The sequence below is a fragment of the Citreimonas salinaria genome (genome assembly GCF_900107235.1).
GTDB classification, from domain to species: domain Bacteria; phylum Pseudomonadota; class Alphaproteobacteria; order Rhodobacterales; family Rhodobacteraceae; genus Citreimonas; species Citreimonas salinaria.
In genome coordinates, this window is the sequence record NZ_FNPF01000017.1 from 16,831 (window position 1) to 34,735 (window position 17,905).

General features: G+C 62.6%; 17 protein-coding genes and 1 tRNA gene. 5 read left to right on the forward strand and 13 right to left on the reverse strand.

The features are described from left to right. Nucleotides 1-221: 221 nt before the first annotated feature. On the forward strand, nucleotides 222-1,523 hold the full coding sequence (locus BLW27_RS20885; RefSeq protein WP_143042323.1) for a hypothetical protein: 1,302 nt from the start codon (nucleotides 222-224) through the stop codon (nucleotides 1,521-1,523). 396 nt (nucleotides 1,524-1,919) lie between these two features. Here BLW27_RS20885 and BLW27_RS16770 read toward each other — a convergent pair whose 3' ends face one another. Further along, complete coding sequence (locus BLW27_RS16770) at nucleotides 1,920-2,783, reverse strand: M48 family metallopeptidase (protein WP_089885058.1); 864 nt, start codon at nucleotides 2,781-2,783, stop codon at nucleotides 1,920-1,922. Nucleotides 2,784-2,899: 116 nt separating this feature from the next. Between BLW27_RS16770 and BLW27_RS16775 the strand changes: the two genes are divergently transcribed. From BLW27_RS16775 to BLW27_RS22145, 3 genes are all read left to right on the forward strand, one after another. Beyond that, entirely contained in the window at nucleotides 2,900-3,529 is a 630-nt protein-coding gene (locus tag BLW27_RS16775) for an SOS response-associated peptidase (protein ID WP_089885059.1), read from the forward strand. Between the two features lie 327 nt (nucleotides 3,530-3,856). Next, entirely contained in the window at nucleotides 3,857-4,597 is a 741-nt protein-coding gene (locus BLW27_RS16780) for a HipA family kinase (RefSeq protein WP_089885060.1), read from the forward strand. Beyond that, the gene (locus tag BLW27_RS22145) at nucleotides 4,594-5,406 is read left to right on the forward strand and encodes a DUF3037 domain-containing protein (RefSeq protein ID WP_177177960.1); all 813 of its coding nucleotides are present in this window, start codon (nucleotides 4,594-4,596) and stop codon (nucleotides 5,404-5,406) included. The genes BLW27_RS16780 and BLW27_RS22145 overlap by 4 nt, the downstream gene beginning before the upstream one ends. A gap of 37 nt (nucleotides 5,407-5,443) precedes the next feature. On the opposite strand, the gene BLW27_RS16790 is transcribed toward BLW27_RS22145, so the two are convergent. After that, nucleotides 5,444-5,767, reverse strand: coding sequence for an H-NS histone family protein (locus tag BLW27_RS16790; protein ID WP_089885063.1), 324 nt, complete (start codon nucleotides 5,765-5,767; stop codon nucleotides 5,444-5,446). Nucleotides 5,768-5,992: 225 nt separating this feature from the next. On the opposite strand from BLW27_RS16790, the gene BLW27_RS16795 reads away from it, so the two are divergent. After that, nucleotides 5,993-7,246 (forward strand): hypothetical protein, encoded by a 1,254-nt coding sequence (locus BLW27_RS16795; protein WP_089885065.1) that lies wholly within the window; start codon nucleotides 5,993-5,995, stop codon nucleotides 7,244-7,246. Nucleotides 7,247-7,344: 98 nt separating this feature from the next. On the opposite strand, the gene BLW27_RS16800 is transcribed toward BLW27_RS16795, so the two are convergent. The 11 genes from BLW27_RS16800 to BLW27_RS16850 all read right to left on the reverse strand — a co-directional run bounded on the left by BLW27_RS16800 (nucleotide 7,345) and on the right by BLW27_RS16850 (nucleotide 17,780). Next, nucleotides 7,345-7,421 (reverse strand) — tRNA-Met (locus tag BLW27_RS16800). Nucleotides 7,422-7,493: 72 nt separating this feature from the next. Further along, the gene (locus BLW27_RS16805) at nucleotides 7,494-8,804 is read right to left on the reverse strand and encodes an ATPase (RefSeq protein WP_089885205.1); all 1,311 of its coding nucleotides are present in this window, start codon (nucleotides 8,802-8,804) and stop codon (nucleotides 7,494-7,496) included. A 105-nt stretch (nucleotides 8,805-8,909) separates the two neighbouring features. After that, a complete protein-coding gene (locus tag BLW27_RS16810; RefSeq protein ID WP_089885066.1) occupies nucleotides 8,910-9,404 on the reverse strand; it encodes a prepilin peptidase in 495 nt (164 codons plus the stop codon). Nucleotides 9,405-9,407: 3 nt separating this feature from the next. Then, nucleotides 9,408-10,268 (reverse strand): tetratricopeptide repeat protein, encoded by an 861-nt coding sequence (locus tag BLW27_RS16815; RefSeq protein ID WP_089885068.1) that lies wholly within the window; start codon nucleotides 10,266-10,268, stop codon nucleotides 9,408-9,410. 28 nt (nucleotides 10,269-10,296) lie between these two features. After that, complete coding sequence (locus tag BLW27_RS16820) at nucleotides 10,297-10,851, reverse strand: tetratricopeptide repeat protein (protein WP_089885069.1); 555 nt, start codon at nucleotides 10,849-10,851, stop codon at nucleotides 10,297-10,299. A 3-nt stretch (nucleotides 10,852-10,854) separates the two neighbouring features. Continuing rightward, on the reverse strand, nucleotides 10,855-11,826 hold the full coding sequence (locus BLW27_RS16825; protein WP_089885071.1) for a type II secretion system F family protein: 972 nt from the start codon (nucleotides 11,824-11,826) through the stop codon (nucleotides 10,855-10,857). 4 nt (nucleotides 11,827-11,830) lie between these two features. Further along, entirely contained in the window at nucleotides 11,831-12,790 is a 960-nt protein-coding gene (locus tag BLW27_RS16830) for a type II secretion system F family protein (protein WP_089885072.1), read from the reverse strand. Nucleotides 12,791-12,802: 12 nt separating this feature from the next. After that, on the reverse strand, nucleotides 12,803-14,254 hold the full coding sequence (locus BLW27_RS16835) for a TadA family conjugal transfer-associated ATPase (RefSeq protein WP_089885074.1): 1,452 nt from the start codon (nucleotides 14,252-14,254) through the stop codon (nucleotides 12,803-12,805). 14 nt (nucleotides 14,255-14,268) lie between these two features. After that, the gene (locus tag BLW27_RS16840) at nucleotides 14,269-15,504 is read right to left on the reverse strand and encodes a CpaE/TadZ family protein (protein ID WP_089885076.1); all 1,236 of its coding nucleotides are present in this window, start codon (nucleotides 15,502-15,504) and stop codon (nucleotides 14,269-14,271) included. Nucleotides 15,505-15,701: 197 nt separating this feature from the next. Next, nucleotides 15,702-16,373 (reverse strand): OmpA family protein, encoded by a 672-nt coding sequence (locus BLW27_RS16845; protein WP_089885077.1) that lies wholly within the window; start codon nucleotides 16,371-16,373, stop codon nucleotides 15,702-15,704. Nucleotides 16,374-16,376: 3 nt separating this feature from the next. After that, nucleotides 16,377-17,780 (reverse strand): type II and III secretion system protein family protein, encoded by a 1,404-nt coding sequence (locus BLW27_RS16850; RefSeq protein ID WP_089885079.1) that lies wholly within the window; start codon nucleotides 17,778-17,780, stop codon nucleotides 16,377-16,379. Nucleotides 17,781-17,905: the final 125 nt, after the last annotated feature.

Here is a 17,905-nt window from a genome sequence, read left to right on the forward strand (position 1 = left end):
TCTCAACTCCACTTCTAAGACATTGGCTGTTAAGCTGTTCGCTAAGGCAGAACGATGGTAAGCAGGGGGGGCGGCCACCAGTCCAGAACCGCAAAATGTAGGCGGTCGACCGGTCTGGACGGGCGCTCAACCCGGCGTGACGAAAGGACTTGCTGTCCTAAAAAACTCCCCAAAATATTTTCGAAAATATTGCCATCTTAGAAGAGGACGGCACGCAAAAAATGAAATCTGATAAGAGGCAGGTTGCGCACCTCAGCGATATGAGTCGCTCGAAGATTGATGAGCACGTTGCTGCAGTTCAATTGGCATTCGACGAGGACTGGCTCATTAATCATGGAGACAACATCGTTAGAAATCTATGGCATAGGACGGATGCAGGTGCGACAAATGAAATTATCAATCTAGGATACGCGCTGATCGAGGCGGACAAGAAGAAAGCCGGTCTTGCTTCAAGCTTCGCGAGGAGGATCAAGAAGCAAGAGATCAATAACCAGAGAGGCCTCCTGTTCGAACTGTTCGTGATCGGGTGCATGTTCGCGCGTCGTGGCCGCGTTGAGCCAACGCCAGCGAACGAGCCTGGCTACGACTTACGGATCTCCTTCCAGGACGGCGGTGAACTTCTTCTATCACTCAAAAGCTGGGGAACTTCGACGCATGAACGAACCTTTCGAAAAAAGGCAGCGCGCCTAGATCAATTTGTTCAGAAGATTGCGCATGAAACAGCGTGCCACTCAGTAAATGTTCGAGCTGCCGCAGCCAGCTATCCGGAAGAAAAGGCATGGTCTTCACTTCGCTCGGCTTGTCAGGAGGCGCTTAGAGGTCAGCCGACTGAACGTTCGTCACGCTATGTCGGAGATGAATGGATGCTGGTCATTGGGCCGGTATGGTCGCCCAACGGCCCAATTTGTCGAAACAGATTGTCGCACGAAGTGTTCGTTCTTAGCCCTTACCACAAAAACGAGATTCCAAATTTTCGCGATAAGCTTAAGGGTGCGATTAACAATGCTGAGAGATATGTCAAAGAATCTCCTAATCGAGCGCACGGCATTATCGCGCGTGTGCCAACGAACCTCTCATGGTCGGACGCTAACGCAGTCGTCAAAAATCATTTCGATGACAATCCAAATGGACCAATCGGGATCGTATTTCTGATACAGACGGCCGTGATCACCGACGAGTCTGGCCGCTCGATGCAGCAGTTCTTTGTCCAAACGCACGTCTCGAAGGGGCACAAGTCTTGGAGTTCACCAGAGCGGGATTTCGGACTGCGCTTGCTTCTTGGGGTGGTCAGCGACAAGGCCTCTAAGAACGTAATTGCGAGTGACGATGGACAAAATATTGATTTAGAAGATTTCTACCATTACCATTCAGGGGATCTCTTCGTGCGGTTCGACGGAAACGAGGGCACGCTTGCGCGCCTCGCTCCCGGATTGCGGCAACACGCTGTAATGCGTATCGGTGCAAATGAAGTCGTCTTTTCGGGGATATTTCCGCAGAACGACGACCTTATCATGTTCGACTAAATTACCTGCTCTTCCTTCCACCGCAGACAGTCAATCGATGATCTAGCAGAGGTTCTCGCAGGGAATACCGTCGTTATCCCGGTCCAACCGCCCACCCCACGAGCAGTTGCGCATCAGCCAGTAAGCTTCGTCGCAGCTGCCCACTGTCCTCGAACAGGTCTTGCGCGGCGAGCATGAGTACGACTGGGCCAACTGGAGGAGGCGCTCGGTAGGAGATTTCCAATCCTCACGCGCCTCTTGCCCGAACTGTGAAGCGGCTGACGCTGCAGACGCACTTGCAGCGACTACGCAGGCGATAAAGATCCATTTCATGAAATTGCTCCTCCAGGACAAGCCGATGCCAATATTCTCCTGAGGCGGCGGCTGTGCGCCCTCCCAGGCTCGGGGTGCGGTAGATTACCTGCGTGAGATGCCGCCGCTCACTTCGATACCTTCGATGGTGGCCAAAACGGTGGCGAGCCGCTTTTCATCCGGCGGGTGCGTTCCCCAGAAGCTCAGCCTACCGTTGGCGGTGCGCTTCCCTTCGGGACGTGCGAAGAAGCGAGCGCCCTTCACGGGGTCGTACCCGGCGGCCTTGGTGATCGCGGTCCCGATCACGTCGCTTTCGAGCTCGTACGTCTGGGAATAGGCCATCTGACCAACGCCCGCCCCTAGCTCGATGCTGTTCTGCATGTCCCGCTGATCGTTGCCAGTGTAGCGGTACGGGTTGGCAGCAGTGGCCGAAGCCTGTCCGTAAGCCGTCAACGCACCCAGGATGAGGGCGCCGGCTACGGCCTGCTGCTGCTGCTTGTGACTGTGCTGGCCGATGTGGTGGCCCATCTCGTGACCGAGAACGAAGGCAAGCTCGTCCGGATTTCGCGCGTCCGCGATCATCGGGATGGTGAAGCCGACGACGGGTTTCCCAGCGTCGTTGTAGGTCTGATATGCATTGCGGCCCTCCATCGAAGTGTCGACCACAATCTGGATATCGCAGTCGAAGTTCTCCCGATCCGCGGTTTCCTGCTTACAGAACCGCTCCGCGACGGGCTCCACTCGGCTCACGACCTGCCGAAACTGAGCAACGGCCTGCTGGTCCGAAAGTCGACGGCCGGCCACTGCAGTCGTCGGGTTCTGCTCTTCGGCAAACATGGAAGCCGCCACGCTGACGTGTTCCTCAGATGCATCCGGCACGGCGTAGGTTGTGCTGCAGGCGGAAACGGAAAGCACGGCTAGGGCGCCAAGCGCTCGGCGGGCGAATACGCGGAACCTGGAACTGATCAATGGAATCACCCTTTACCTGTGGTGCGCCGATAACGCGAACGTGAAGAAGCTGGCAAATTGCCCCGCTCCTGTAAAGGAATACGTCCAGAGGATTGTCTGGGAGGGAGTAGGCGAGGATGTGCAACCTCTACTCATTGTCGAAAGGACAAGCCGCGATCCGGCAGCTCTTCGACGGCATCACGGATCGCGCCGGCAATCTGCCCGAGCTGACCGAACTCTACCCGGACTACAGCGCTCCCATCGTGCGGCACGGTGCAGACGGGCTGGAACTGGCGCAGGCAAGGTGGGGGATGCCCTCGCCGCAGTTCGCATTGAAAGGCAAGAAGGTCGACCGCGGCGTGACGAACATACGCAACACCGCGTCGCCGCACTGGCGCAGGTGGCTTGCCGCGCAGCACCGTTGCCTTGTGCCCTTCACGGCCTTCTCGGAGCCCAGCCGCAACGCGGAAGGCAAGTACGAGCCCGTGTGGTTCGCGCTTAATGAAGACCAGCCCATTGCGTTCTTCGCCGGGATCACAATTTCCGGTTGGACGTCAGTCAGGAAGATCAAGGAGGGCGAGGTGACAGCGGATCTCTACGGGTTTCTGACGACCGAGCCCAACGCGGAAGTCGGCGCGGTGCACCCGAAGGCCATGCCTGTCATCCTGACGAACCAGGAAGAGCGTGACGTTTGGCTGAGGGCGCCTTGGGGAGAGGCGAAGGCACTGCAGCAGCCGTTGCCTGACGGCGCGCTGGTTGTCGCGTAGCTTCTAATGCAGCGCGTCAGGCTATCCAACTTTCGCGCGGTGATGACCCTTCGAGGTATGGCGAGAAGCACCTCCGATGCGGGAACAGGCGCAACTCGGACGGCACCTGATTCACCCCGTTCGACGTCCGCTCGCTCCCTGCGCATCCGCCCGTTGTCATCGCTGCATCAGTTCAAGAATCGTCGTCTGTAAGTGATTGAATGTCTTTCGACAGAAGCCGTAACGTCCCAGAAGCTTTTCGGGTCAGTGGGGGCGTCACAGTTGGAGTGCGAGGCGGTTTCCTTCGTCAGGAGAGCTGAGAGCGGCCGATCCAGACCCCCTCTAGTAATGGCTGAAATCCCGGAAGGGGGCACCATCGATGTCTGGATCAAAGCCCCGAAACTGCATGCAACAATCTCCGATGCCGCTCCTGCCCGGGAGTGGATGGCGGCCAGGGTTGCTGAAGCCCTCGGTCTGCCATGCCCGCCGCCTGTCAAGGTGCGCATCACTCATGAATTCGTGGGTAGCATCCAGGATGCTGAACTCGTAAACGCTTTCAACTCAGGCGGAGAGGTGGTTTTCGGCGCTCTGCACCTAGGCGCCGGCTGGCGCCGCTGGAGCGAGGCCGCTGGTATGCCTCAAAGGATGCACCAACTTCATGGGGAAGCCTACCTTTTCGATACGATCATCCAGAACTGGGACAGGCGGATCGCTAATCCTAACATGTTGAAGAAGGGCGACGAGTTCAGACTGATTGACCATGAGGAGGCGTTTGTGTCGGCCACGGGGGCCGACGAAGACCGCGACGTAGTGCGCAAGCCATGGGAGGCGTTCGGTATTGACAACTTCATTGCCGGCGACATGCAGCATCCGTTCTGGCGACGGCTGAAACCGAGCAATCATGTTGACTTTGGACGAGCGGCCGACGCTTGGAAAAGTCTACCTGACGACACATTTTCCCTGTATGCGGCCGAAGCATCCGGTGACTGGGGCCGGGCAACTTGTGATAGTATCGCGGCGTACCTGGATGACGCTCGCCGGAACATCGAAGCAGTGGTAGACGCTATCCAACGGGCACGAGAGCAGTGAACAAGCACGCTTACACATACTCGGTTCTACAGTACCGCCATGACGTCTGGTCTGGCGAATGTATGAATGTGGGCGTTCTCGTGTACTGCCCAGACTTGGGTTACCTGAAGCTGCAGACACGCACAGGCGGATCGCGACTGAGTAATGCGTTCCCCGGAATCAATCGAAAAGCCCTTCTCCACGACATGCGTGAACTTGAGCGCTGGTTCGATAGGAAGTGCAGTGAGCGCGGGTCGGAGTGGATGTGGCGCTCGGCGCACGACGTCGGCCTGCGACTTCTCGGGGATGACGACAGTAGCTTCCGCTGGCACCTGAATGGGACTGGAGTGACAAACGATCCCGCCTCTACCCAAGATCAGCTGTTTCATCGTTTTGTGACTCAACACGATCCCGAGCCTGGGCGGGTCCCTCGCACTGACGAACAAGTCTTTGAAGTTGTGAGGAGCAAGCTGAAAACGTCCGAGATCCTGTCTCGAATGGAACCGCACACGGTTCGAAGCAACTATTCCGAGTTCACCTTCGAGCATTCCTTTAGGAATGGGCGGTGGCATTGCATTCAAGCAATTTCTTTAGACTCGGCGGACGCCGAGCAGATGCAAAGGAAAGCTGAGCGTTGGGCTGGCGTTCTTGTCGGCATATCCGAGGCTCCGGAGCCCTTCACGGTTTACATGGTTACAGGGCGGCCTACGAAGGCCGACCTAACCAAACAATATGAACGTATGATGGAGTTACTGCGGCACGCTCCAACGAAGCCCCTGGTCCTCGATGAGGAAGAAGCGGATGAAATTGGCAGGCGCATAATCGGCTAAGCGGACCAAGAAGGTTGCGCCGCCATCTCGAACCGCGTTAGATGGCAAACTCCTCCAGCGATTGCCCCGCTTCCAGCCGCTCTTTAATCCAGCGCGGCTGACGTCCACGCCCCGACCAGGTTAGCTCAGGGTTTTCGGGGTGGCGGTACTTCGCGGGTCGGGCAGCTCGCGTCCCGGACTTGGACCGCGCGCTCCCGACAATATCGGCCAGCGATATGCCATACTCTGCGGCTGCTTTCTCTGCGGCCGCCCGCGCTTCGTAGCGGCGCCGCTTCTCATAGCTGACGATGGCCCGGTCGATGTCCTTTCGAAGCTGCTTGAGGTCCTGGATGTCCATCTGGTCGAGTTCGTTTTTCTGCATTCAGCCCTCACGATTGCTGAAACCAATTCGCCTGCGGTAAGTGCCTCAGGTTCTTCGAATTGTAAATCGCCCGCCTAGCGGCTCACACCGGAAGCTATCCCGGGCTTCCTCAGCCGGTAGTGGGTTTCAGTTTTCTCGCACCTGCATGTTTCTTGCGACGCCACAGCCACCTCCCTCCCCGACACCAATGGGGAAAGATAAATGGCACCTAAGGCAGCTATCCGGATGGCGAACCTGACACACGGCAACGGCAAGCGCAGCCTCGCCGGCACGCAGCGCCACGCCAAGCGGCAGGACGAGGTTTCCCGGAAACGCAGCATCGGCGATCCGCTGCAGAACTACGCGTGGTCAAAGGCCGGCCTCGGCATGGCAAACGGCGGCTGCGACATCATCCGAGCCCACCAGATCCACCTGGAACAGACCGGGGCCGGGCAGCGGGCAAACAGCGCGCCCGCGATGCACCTGCTTGCGGTGGTTTCGCCGGCCTGGCTTCTGGAGACCGGCGACCCTCGCGAAACGAGCAACCCGCGCGTCAAGGATCTCATTCTCGAGGCCCAACTCTGGGCGGAAGACTGGTGCGGTCCGGGCTCTGTTTTTCACGTCCGGTACGACACCGACGAGCGCGGCGCAGGAGTCGTCGACATCCTCGTCGCCCCTGTCAGGATGCAGCGGCACAAGACCGGAGCCGAGAGACCGACCATATCCGGCCGGAAGGCCCGCGAGGAACTCCTTGCGCAGGAGCGGGCTTTCGACCCGGCCGCCACCACAGCCACCGCTGCCATGCAATCCAGCTGGGCGCGCTGGTGCCAAGCGCACCTGGACCCGCGCATCGAACGCGGAACCCCGAAGCGGCTGACGCGACGCGAGCATGTCCATGCAGAGGTCTACGGGCAAATCCGGGACGAGGTCCGCGAGGAGCTCCGGGCGAGCCTCCGCGCGGAAGTGCGAGAAGAGCTTGCGCGATCCGAGGTAGAGGCCGCCCACAAGCTGGCACAGGCAGCAATCGAACGACTGAACGAGGAGGTCGCGCGGCACAAGGCTAAGGTCGCCTCCGCACGCAGCCGGTTCTACAGGGCGAGAGCCACCAGTCAGGCCAGGCTCAGGATGTTCTCAAGGCAGCTGAAGAAGCTTGAGGAAGGGCGTGCGAGCATGGAAGCGGAACAGGCTGCCCTCCGCCGGGCGCGGGAGGGCAGCGACCCGCACCTCGATCATCTTCGGAGCCTCATAAAGGCCTTCGAAGCAGCTTCACCCGCAGACCGAGCCCACGGGACGCGGCAGGCTATCGCTGGATCTCTCGCGATCCATAAAGACCTTGAGCGCCTCGTGTTGGGAAAGAAGCACCCGACCTTTGATGCGCTCATGGACGCGCTGGAGGCGGCATGGAGAGAGAACCCGGGGAACCCCAACCTACATCCAGGCGGGAGGGCGGCATCTTCTCTTTCACGGGGCGCGCCGCACACAAGGCCCGGTTACCCCTGATGAGGACATTCCTGGCGCAGCATGATGGTAGGCGTGATGGTAAGGAGTCGGACTCGATCCGAATTTCCCTTCAATCACAATGCCCTATGATGATGTTATGGTAGCGGAGGAGGGACTTGAACCCCCGACACGCGGATTATGATTCCGCTGCTCTAACCAACTGAGCTACTCCGCCAGCGCGTGGCGGCTGATTACGGGCGGGGCCGGATCGCGTCAAGCGGAAAATCCGGCCGGCGCGCCGCGGCCGTCAGGCCATGAAGTCGTCGGCAACGAACATGTTCGACCAGGCCCGTTCGACAAGGTCGGGGCTCATTCGGTAGGGCAGGCCCTCGAAGTCGCAGATCGAGATCATCTGGTCGATCAGGAAGACCGGCTGATAGTTCGCAAAGATATTGCCAATCGTCGGGTATTTTTGCCTGAGCAGGTGCACCAGGCTCGCCTCGTCCAGCTGCAGGCCCTTCTTTCGCGCCACAAGTGCGAAGATCTTCAGGAAATCATCCTGGTTCGGGCCCTCGACCTTGATCTTGTAGAAAATCCGCCGCAGTGCCGCCTGGTCGAAGATCTCGTTGGGATGGAAGTTGGTCGAGAAGATCACCAGCGTGTCGAACGGAACTTCGAACTTCTCGCCGGATTGCAGAGCGAGGATGTCCCGCCCCTCCTCAAGTGGGACGATCCAGCGGTTCACCAGCTTCTGAGGCGGTTCCTGCTGACGCCCGAGGTCGTCGACGATGAACACGCCACCGGTCGCCTTGAGCTGTAGCGGCGCCTGGTACGTCCGTGCCGTCGGATTGTGGACGAGGTCCAGCATCGACAGGTTCAACTCGCCCCCGGTGACCACGGTGGGACGGCGGCACATAACGTAGCGGCGGTCGAAGCGATCGGTCCGCCGAAGTGCCGACACAGGTTGCACGTCGTCCTCCATCGCGGCGTGCACGATGGGGTCATAGACGGTGATGATCTGGCCAGAATACTCGATCGCGCGGGGAACGTAGATTCGGTCGCCCAATGCCTCGCGGATGCCGTTGGAGATCGAGCTCTTGCCGTTGCCGGGCGGGCCGTACATCAGGATCGACCGGCCGGAACTGACAGCGGGGCCGAGTTGCGAGATCAGGTCCTGCGGCAGGATCAGGTCTCCCATTGCCGCGCTCAGCTGGGCACGTGTCACCTGCACGTTGCGGATGGATTGCCGCTCGACCTGTTCGCGATAGACGCCTAGCGGCACCGGCATCGGCCCGAAATATTCCGACTGTGCCAGCGCATCGAGCGCGCGGGCCTTCCCGCTTTCGGTCAACTGGTAGGGCATTTCGGCGCTGACGGTGCCGCCCGGTCCCAGAGTGCCCATCGCCTCGACCAGTCCTTGGCCGCGGGCCATGTCCACAAGTTCCTGCGTGATCGGGACCGGCAGGCAGATCGTACGCGCCAAAGCGGTCACAACGTTGGTGTTTCGGCGAAACAGCGTCTTGAGCAACGTGTCGCGCATCAGGACGGGCGACAGGCCGACATCGGCGACGGATTTCGGGGCAGGAGGCGCCATGACGGCGCTGGGTTGCATGGTCATCTCGGGCTCCGCCAGGGGCATCGGTGCTTGACTGGCAGGGCAATGTGGCCAATACGCGGCGCGGCCGTGACTTTGACTTGCATTTTCAGGCGGAGCATTGGGCGGTCAGCGGCCGTAGAGCGCGCCCATGACCAGATACAGGATCAGTGTTCCCCCCAGCGCCAGGCCCATCGGGAAGCGGGAACCGCTGCGCCAGCTTTCCCAGTCGGGCGCCATGCGATGCAGCGCGGTGTGCTTGACCGCGCGGTGCACGGCAAAACCCGTCAGCAGGGTCGCGGCGAACAGGGCCAGCAGGAAACGCAGATCCGCGATGTGGACGAAGGGCGCGGCGGCGGCGGCGAACTTGGCGTCGCCCGCACCCAGGGCGCCCCCTGCGTTCAGCGCGATCCCGGCGATCAGGACGACGGCGAGGTGGACGTAGCGCCAGGCATAGACGTCCAGCGGTATGACGAAGGGCCCCAGCAGCGCGAAGACCGCGAACAGCGCGATCACCGCGTGGTTGCGGATGCGCATCGTGCTGAGATCGGTGTAGCAGACGTACAGGCAGATCGGCAGCGCCAGCGGCAGGAACCACGTGGCGACGCTGGCCGAGATCCCCAAGGCCTAGTTCGCCACGCCGGTTTCGAGCGCCGCGAGCGAGCGCGCGGCGGCGTCGAAATGCTGCGGATGCGTCTCTATCGCGTCGCGCAGCAGCGATTTTCCGGTCTGCACGTCGCCCCGCTTGATCGCAGCAAGGCCCAGCGTGTGCAGCAGCTGCGCGCGCTCGGTCTGGGTCATCGGGATGACGGGCAGGGTGTAGTCGCCTTGGGCGCCCCGCGCCATGACCAGGTTGTTCTTGGCGGTGAACAGCGTGCCGTCTTGCCGGATCGCGTCGGTGAACAGGCGCGCCGCGGCGGGCGCATCGCCGCGCGTCAGCTTCGAATAGCCCCAGTTGTTCAGCACGGGGGCGGGCGTGTCGGTCAATCCGGCTGCGATTTCATAGAAGCTGTCGGCCTTGCCCCATTGCTGGTTGCTGTCGGCAACCATCGCCTCGAGCCGGTAGCGCTCGTGCGTCTCGTAGGTGGGCGGAATGGCGTTCAGGGTGGCCTCGGCGGCATCCCATTCGCCTGCGCGGATCAGCGTTTCGGCGAGGCCGACTCGATCCCCGTGGGTAGCGTCCTCATGCGCGACGACGGCGTCCCAGGCGGTGCGGGCCTCGGGGATGCGGCGGGCGCGCACCAGTGATTTTGCCAGACCACGGCGGACATCGATGCGTTCGGGGTTATCCGTCAGGGTGCGCTGAAAATACGCCACCGCCTCGTTCGGATCGCCGGCCGTCAGCATCACCTCGTTCAGGTTGGATTCGTCGACGACGTTGACGCCCCGAAGGCTGCGTTCGACCAGGTCGGCGTCGGTCGTGCCGCTGCATCCAGCCAACGTGCCGAAGGTCACCGCGAGCGCGGTGGCGATAACGGGATGGCGCATGGGAGCGTCCCCTCGATGCTCTGCCTCGTCAAGGTGCGCGCCGGATCCGGTAGGATCCGCTGCCTTCGCGCACCAAGCGGTATTGTTGTTGTGCGCCGTCAGCATAACCTGGATCTTCCAGTTTTGCGAGAGCCAAGCGCAGATTGTCGCGAATGGCGGTGCTTTGACCGTTGTCCAGCGCGAACGCCTTCCGGAAGACGGCGGCCGCCTCGGCCGTCTGGCCGCGCTCGATCAGCACCACGCCCAGATTGTTCCAGGCTTCGGGCCATTCGCCGTCTTCGCGCGTGGCGCGGCGCAGAAGGTCCTCGGCCTGGTTCAGCCGGCCCAGCGCAAGGTTGGCAGACCCCAGCGCCACCAGGACCTCGGCCGTAAGGCCTTTCTGACCGGCGGCACGCGTGAACGCGTCGAGCGCCAGCTGATATTCGCCGGCCTGCATCAGGCGGTGACCCACGACCAGCCCGTCCTCGGCTTGGGCGGCGGGGTCGATCCCGGGCGCGAATACCCCGTCACGCGACAGGCCGCCTGCGGTGCAGGCGGCCAGGAAAAGCAGCGCGGCGATAATGCCGGGCGCGTTCAGGCGCATGATCTACTGTCCGATGTTGCCCATGTTGGCGATGCCGACCGCCGATGGTCCGACCAGGATGATCAGCAGTGGCGGCACCGTCAGCATCATAGTCACCAGAGTCATCTTTGTCGGCAGCTTGTTGGCCGCTTCTTCGGCCCGCATGACCCTTTTGTCACGCATCTCGCCGGCGTAGACCCGGAGCGCGTCGGCGATCGACGTGCCGAAGGTCGCCGCTTGGTTCAGCACCGTGACGAAGCTCGAGATGTCCTGCACGCCGCAACGGTCGGACATGTCCGACAGCACCGCGGCCTTGTCCTTGCCGGCCTTCATCTCGTTCGCGATGATCTGGAATTCGTCGGCCAGCGCGGGGTACGAGGCGCGCATTTCAGCGGCGACGCGAACGATGGACTGGTCCATAGATTGGCCGGCCTCGACGCAGACCAGCATCATGTCGAGCGCATCGGGAAAGCCGCGCTGGATCTCGTCCTGGCGTTCGGCGACGCGCCGCGTGACCCAGTACTTGGGTGCCATGTAGCCGACTGCGCCGGGGCCGATGATGTAGATCAGCTTCTGCTTGATCGACGCGTCCGGGCTGTCCACCGCCCCAAAGTAGTAGGCCGTGCCAAGAGCCAGCAGGCCGAGTCCCAGCACCACCTGCGCGAAGTAGTAAACCTGGACCGAGTCCTTGCTGCGATACCCGGCCTGAAGCAGGCGTGTGCGGATCGCCGACAGCTCCTTGGCGTCCTGCGGCTCCAGAAACTGCGCGTACTTGTTCAGCTTCTCGTTGCGCCGCTTCTCGCGCAGCACGGCACGCGTCTCCGCCTCCAGCCGCTTGCGACCGGTTTCCTTCAGCTTGTCCAGCGGGTCCGGCTTGGCGTTCATCACCATCGGTACGGCCAGAAGCAGCATCAGTGCGGCCAGCCCGGCGACCGCGATCAGCGGACCGGCGGGGCCGAGCGCGTCCACCAGCATCGTGTTCAGCGTGTCGAGCATGGGATCAGACCTTGATGTTCACCAGCGCGCGCATCACGAAGATGTTCAGCACCAGCATGATGGCGACGACGAAGCAGGCGGGAATGAAATACGGGTGGTCGAGAACCTCGTCATAGAAGTCGGGCTTCGAGATCTGGATGAAGGCCAGCGCCCCAAGAGGAAAGCCGGACAGGAACTTGCCTGACCATTGTGCCTCGGCGGTGATGGCCTTGACGCGCCGGAACAGGCGAAAGCGTGCGCGGATGACCTTGGCCAGGCCGTCCAGGATCTCGGCGAGGTTGCCGCCGGCTTGCTGCTGGATCGCCACGGCCACCGCCAGGAAGCGCAGGTCCTGGATGTCCAGTCGCTCGGCCATGTGCTTGAGGGCCTCGCCCATGTCCCGGCCATAGGTCGCCTCGTCGGCGATGACGCCGAACTCGGTGGCCAGCGGGTCCTTGATTTCCTTCGACACGATGGAGATGGCGCTGCTGAACGGATGGCCGACGCGCAGGCTGCGCACCATCAACTCGACCGCGTCGGGCAGCTGTTCCTCGATCATCGAGATGCGCTTCTTGGCCTTGTAGTTGACCCACATGTAGACGCCGCCCACGCCCATCGCCGCCGACATCAGCAGGCGCACCGCGCTGCTTGCCTCGGTGCCGGCGCTCAGTGCCGCGAACGAGAACAGCGCCAGCGCCGCCATCAGCATCAGAAGCTGCTGCGGCGTGAACGCGATGTTGGCCTTCTGCGCCTTTTCGGCCAGCAGGGTGTAGAGCGGCAGCCCGCGCGACCCCATGTGCTGGTCCATCTCCTTGCGAAGCTTGGCCAGCACCTCCTCGCGGCCGGTGCCCTTTTCCAGCATCTCCAGCCGGCGGTTCACCTTGTTGTTCAGGCTGATCGACTTGCCGAAGGCGACGAGGTAGGCGCCCTCGACCAAGGCGAGGACGCCCAGGAAGATCATGCCGTAGATGATGGCTTCAGACATCGTAGAGGGTCCTCATTCGCCGCGGAAGGGTTCGTAGATCGACGGTGGCAGGTCGTAGCCCCACATGCGGAAGCGTTCCGAGAAGGACGAGCGCACGCCCGTCGCCGTGTAGTGGCCCAGGATCTTGTTGTCGGGCGTCAACCCGACGCGCTGGAAGCGAAACATCTCCTGCATCGAGATCACGTCGCCTTCCATCCCCGTCACCTCGGTGATCGAGGTCATCCGGCGCGAACCGTCCTGCAGGCGGCTCACCTGCACGATCAGGTTCACGGCCGACGCGATCTGGCTGCGCATGGCCTTCAACGGCATCTCGATCCCGGACATGGCGATCATGTTCTCGAGCCGGGCCACGCCGTCGCGCGCGCTGTTGGCGTGGATCGTGGTCATCGATCCGTCGTGACCGGTGTTCATAGCCTGCAGCATGTCGATGACTTCCTCGCCGCGGGTTTCGCCGACGATGATGCGGTCGGGGCGCATCCGCAGGGCGTTCTTCAGGCAATCGCGAGGCGTGACGGCGCCCTTGCCTTCGACGTTCGGCGGGCGGCTTTCCATCCGGCCCACGTGGGTCTGCTGCAGTTGAAGTTCCGCGGTGTCCTCGATTGTCAGGATGCGTTCGCTGTCGTCGATGAACGAGGACAGCGCGTTCAACGTGGTGGTCTTGCCCGAACCGGTACCGCCCGAAACGATGATGTTGAGCCGCGTGGCCACCGCGGCTTGCAGGTAAACGGCCATCTCTTCGGTGAAGGCGCCGAAACGCACCAGGTCGTCGATGCCCAGCTTGTCCTTCTTGAACTTCCGGATGGACACCAGGCTCCCATCGATGGCGATGGGCGGGACCATTGCGTTGAAGCGCGAGCCGTCCGACAGGCGCGCGTCGACATAAGGATTGGATTCATCGACCCGCCGGCCCACGGCCGACACGATCTTGTCGATGATCCGCATCAGGTGCTTTTCGTCCTTGAAGGTCACGTCGGACAGCGAAAGCTTGCCATCGCGTTCGACGAAGACCTGACGCGGCCCGTTCACCAGAATGTCGGAGACGGATTCATCCTTCAGCAGCGTCTCGAGCGGCCCGAGCCCCTTTACCTCGTCGTAGAGGTCGTTGTTCAGCGCGCGGCGTTCGTCGCGGTTGAGGATGATGCCCTTTTCCTGCAGCGCCTCCGAGGCGATCGCGGTGATTTCCTCGCGCAGCTCGGCCTCGCTGGCTTGGTCGAGCGCGGCCAGGTTGAGATTGTCCAGCAACGCGCGGTGAAGCTCCAGCTTGATATCTCCAAGCCGTTCCTTGCGCTTCTTCTCCTTGTCCTGCGGGTTCGCCTGGGCGGCCGGCGGTGTGGGCTTTCGCGTGGCCGAGGGCCGCGACGGCGCGACGGCCAACGCCTCTGCCGACGCGGCGGGGGACGGGGTCGGGGGGTCGGAAACGGGCGCGGCGCCCGTGACCTGTGTCTTGCGGTAGCGCGAGAACATCGTCAGTCCCCTCCTCAGGCTGCTTCGGCTTCGGTGGCGCCGATGGCGTGCAGATCCTGCGCAAGCTTGGCAATTTCCTTGCGCAGCGGGTTCTTCGGAGCGGCCTGCGCCAGCGGGGAGCCGTGGTCGCATGCCTGCGCGACAGCGTATCCGCCGTCTGGTAGCCTCAGATCCATCGCGATGCCGAGACTTTCGGCCATGCGCTTGACGCGCGACCGGCCTTGCAGGTCGGTGAATTTCGGCGCGCGGTTGAGGACGAAGCGCAGCTTCTCGAAGGGCAGATCCTCGGCCTGCAATGCCCGCTTCAATCGCAGCGTGTTCTGGGCCGAGCGCATGTCGAGCTGGACGAGCGCGAAGAAGACCTGCGATTCCGTGAGCACGGTCTCGGTCCACTGAACGATGGTCGAGGGCATATCGACGACGACGAAGTCGAAATGCTCGCGCGCCATGTCCAGAAGTTTCTTCACGTCGTCCGGCGAGAGCATGTCGAGTGGCAGGATGTCCGGCGGCGCGGTCAGCACCTGGAACGACCCTTCGACGGTTTCGAGTGCCTGGCCGAAGCTTTCGCCGTCCATCGACTGGACGTCCGACAGGACCTCGAGCACCGCCTCTCGGCGGTCCAGGTCCAGGTAGGTCGCAACCGAACCGAATTGCAGGCCCAGATCCAGAAGGCAGACACGGGGGGGCTTGCCCGCGCTCTCGGTGAGCGAAAGCTCGTTGGCCAGGTTGACCGCCATGGTGGTCGCGCCGTTGCCGCCGGCCAATCCCTGCACCGCAATTAGCACACCGTCGCCGCCGCCCGACAGCGCGACGCTCTTGCCGCCGTGCGCCGCGCCGAGGGCAGGTGCCTGGGCCAATCGGTCGACGGCGGCAGCAAGTTCGCCTTCGGGCAGAGGGTAGGGCACGAACTCATCGGCACCCTGGCGTAGCAACTGGTGCAGCGACGCAGGCGTCACATCCTCGGCGATCAGCACGACCCTGACGCCGCGCGCCCGGGCCTGTGCGATGATGCTGCCCAGCCGGGCCAGGTCGGCTTCGTCCTGTGCGTCTATGGCAACGGCAACGAACTGAAGCTTGGCCGCCTCGGGTTGATCCAGGAACGCCGGTGCGTCGTCGAAGCCGAGGTCGCCCCAAGCCTCTCCAAGCAGCGACTCCATGTCCTCGATCAGCAGGTCGAAGGTCTGCACATCTCGGCTGATCGTGCAGGCGACAATCGGCGCCGCGTCCAGCTGGGAGGGTGTTCCCGTCATTTTGCCTCGCGTTCCTTGCACTCGTGCGGTCCGGGCGGCGGGCGGATATCGGATGTACGAAGACCGCCACGGGCCGGATCGCGGCGCCGATTCGAGATCAGGCGCCTTGGTCCGTGGGGCCAATGTGGGCGGCAATCCGGGCAGGAATGGGGCTGAATTACCCCGATTCTGGGAAAATGTTCACGCTGCGGGGAAAATCACTCTGCGGCCGGCGCGGCGGATGGCGAACCCGTCAGCGTTGTTGGCGGTACAGCGGAGGCAACATATCCGCGCCAGATCACCTCGGCGTATTGGCCGTTCAACACCCGGGGGTGATCGGCTACGAACCCCGAAACCTCGGTCACCGTGCGTCGGTTGCGGCGCTCGCGGCCCTCGGTCACGATCAGTGGCTGCTCCTCGCCGTAGGAGACGAGCGCTTCGAGCCGGGAGGTGCTGATGCCTTGCGCGGCCAGGTAGGCCACGACGGCCTGCGCCCGCCGCAGGCCCAGCCGGTAATTGTAATCCTCCGAACCGACCAGATCGGTGTGGCCGTAGACGCGGAACGTGACCTCGGGGAACTGGCGGATGAACCGCGCCTGCTCTCGCAATGTCTGCCGGGCCTGATCGCTGAGTTGGGCACTGTTGAAGGCGAAGTTCACCACCGTTACGACCTCGTCGGCGAACCGGCGTGCCATGTCGTAGGTATACCGTTCCGCCCTTGTCATGGCCAGGTGGTTCGCCATCGTCGCGTTACCGAACTGCCCGCCGTCCAGTTGCGCCCCCGCTCCACGGTTGAACGAACCCTGCTCAGGTCCGCCGGTGCCGCAGGCTGCGACGGCGATCAGGGCGGCAAGCGCGGCAAAGGTGCGGGTCTTGGGCGCGGTGAGCATCGGTCAGTCCATTACATAGCCGTAGGAGCCGCTGAAGTCCTGACGCGCGACCTCTCCGGCAGCGCCACGCGTCGGAGCGGACGAGCCGCCGGACACGCGGCCATACAGGAACAGGTCCCGTTCGGTCGGCGGGACGACGCGGTCTGTGGGCAGGGCCAGCGCTTCTCCGCGGGTGGGCGTCACCAGGTGCGGCGTGACGATGATCACCAGTTCGGACTGCTCGCGCGCATAGTCGGCGCTTCGGAACAGCGCGCCAAGGATGGGGATGTCGCCCAGCCAAGGGACCTGCCCGCTGACATCACGGAAATCGTCCTGCAGCAAGCCCGCGATCGCGAAGCTTTCGCCGTCGCGCATCTCGACCGTGGTCGAGGTTTCGCGCCGACGGAACCCGTCGATGCGAATGTCGCCGATGTCGATGCCGTTGTTCGTGTCGATCGACGAGACCGCGGCCTTGAGTTCGAGGTTGATCAGGTCGCCGTCGACCACGCGCGGTATAAAGTTCAGCTCCACGCCGAACGGCTTGAACTCGACCGTCGTCGTATCGTCCGTCTGCGCCACGGGAACGGGATATTCGCCGCCGGCCAGGAACTTGGCTTCCTGTCCCGACAGGGCCGTCAGGTTCGGCTCGGCCAGAGTGCGCACGACGCCCTTGGATTCCAGCGCCTCGAGCAGGATGCCGACTTCGAGTCCCCCTGCGTCGAAGCCGAACAGCACGCCGCCCTCTATATCGCCGCCAGAAGGAGTGGGCGTGGCGAGCGATCCGGCGGCATTTCCGGTGCCCAGGTCAAGCGTACCGCCCAAGGCCGTGCCATTTGCGGCGATCGAGGCGCGGAGGCTCTTGGCGACCGAGCGCTGCATCTCCGCGAACCGGACCTTGAGCATGACCTGCTGAACACCGCCCACCGACATCAGGTTCGAAACCCGCTCCGGGGCGTAGCGCTGCGCCAGTTCCAGCGCGCGCTCCATCTTCAGCGTCGAGGATACGACGCCCGACAACACGATTCCGTCATTCGCGGTACGGACCTCGATCGTCTCGCCGGGCAGGATCTGTCCCAGGCGCTCCTTGAACTCGGCCACGTCGGCGGCGACGCGAACGTCGACGTTGGTGATCAGCTGCCCTTGGCCGTCCAGGATCGTCAGCGTCGTCGTGCCGGGGCTTTTGCCCAACACGTAAATGGATCGGTCAGACAGGGACGAAATGTCTGCGATAGCAGGGTTGGCGATAGAAAGCTCTGCGAAGGGAATGTCGCTCTCGACCACGACGGCTCGGTTCATCGGCACCGACAGCACGCTGTCCGTGCCGCTGCGGACGATGCGCAATGTGTCGGCCTGCGCCGATGGGGGCGGCAGCGCCACCCCTGCGGTGATCCCCATCAGGGCCGCCGCGATTAACCTGCCGATTGTCATCTGGCCCGCCTTTCGATCACGCCTCGCGTGCAGGTCTGCGCCCGCTTCGACGAAAACTATGGGCGGGTTGAAGAATTATTACAACGATCAACCGTTTCCGCCGCGGGGTCGTTGTGGAGAACCCG

Excerpts from the sequence above, each read along its gene's own strand:
- BLW27_RS20885 (WP_143042323.1), top strand. The coding sequence starts at position 222 with ATGAAATCTGATAAGAGGCAGGTTGCGCACCTCAGCGATATGAGTCGC.
- BLW27_RS16775 (WP_089885059.1), top strand. The coding sequence starts at position 2,900 with ATGTGCAACCTCTACTCATTGTCGAAAGGACAAGCCGCGATCCGGCAG.
- BLW27_RS16780 (WP_089885060.1), top strand. The coding sequence starts at position 3,857 with ATGGCTGAAATCCCGGAAGGGGGCACCATCGATGTCTGGATCAAAGCC.
- BLW27_RS16790 (WP_089885063.1), bottom strand. The coding sequence starts at position 5,767 with ATGCAGAAAAACGAACTCGACCAGATGGACATCCAGGACCTCAAGCAG.
- BLW27_RS16795 (WP_089885065.1), top strand. The coding sequence starts at position 5,993 with ATGGCGAACCTGACACACGGCAACGGCAAGCGCAGCCTCGCCGGCACG.
- BLW27_RS16805 (WP_089885205.1), bottom strand. The coding sequence starts at position 8,804 with ATGACCATGCAACCCAGCGCCGTCATGGCGCCTCCTGCCCCGAAATCC.
- BLW27_RS16815 (WP_089885068.1), bottom strand. The coding sequence starts at position 10,268 with ATGCGCCATCCCGTTATCGCCACCGCGCTCGCGGTGACCTTCGGCACG.
- BLW27_RS16820 (WP_089885069.1), bottom strand. The coding sequence starts at position 10,851 with ATGCGCCTGAACGCGCCCGGCATTATCGCCGCGCTGCTTTTCCTGGCC.
- BLW27_RS16825 (WP_089885071.1), bottom strand. The coding sequence starts at position 11,826 with ATGCTCGACACGCTGAACACGATGCTGGTGGACGCGCTCGGCCCCGCC.
- BLW27_RS16830 (WP_089885072.1), bottom strand. The coding sequence starts at position 12,790 with ATGTCTGAAGCCATCATCTACGGCATGATCTTCCTGGGCGTCCTCGCC.
- BLW27_RS16835 (WP_089885074.1), bottom strand. The coding sequence starts at position 14,254 with ATGTTCTCGCGCTACCGCAAGACACAGGTCACGGGCGCCGCGCCCGTT.
- BLW27_RS16840 (WP_089885076.1), bottom strand. The coding sequence starts at position 15,504 with ATGACGGGAACACCCTCCCAGCTGGACGCGGCGCCGATTGTCGCCTGC.
- BLW27_RS16845 (WP_089885077.1), bottom strand. The coding sequence starts at position 16,373 with ATGCTCACCGCGCCCAAGACCCGCACCTTTGCCGCGCTTGCCGCCCTG.
- BLW27_RS16850 (WP_089885079.1), bottom strand. The coding sequence starts at position 17,780 with ATGACAATCGGCAGGTTAATCGCGGCGGCCCTGATGGGGATCACCGCA.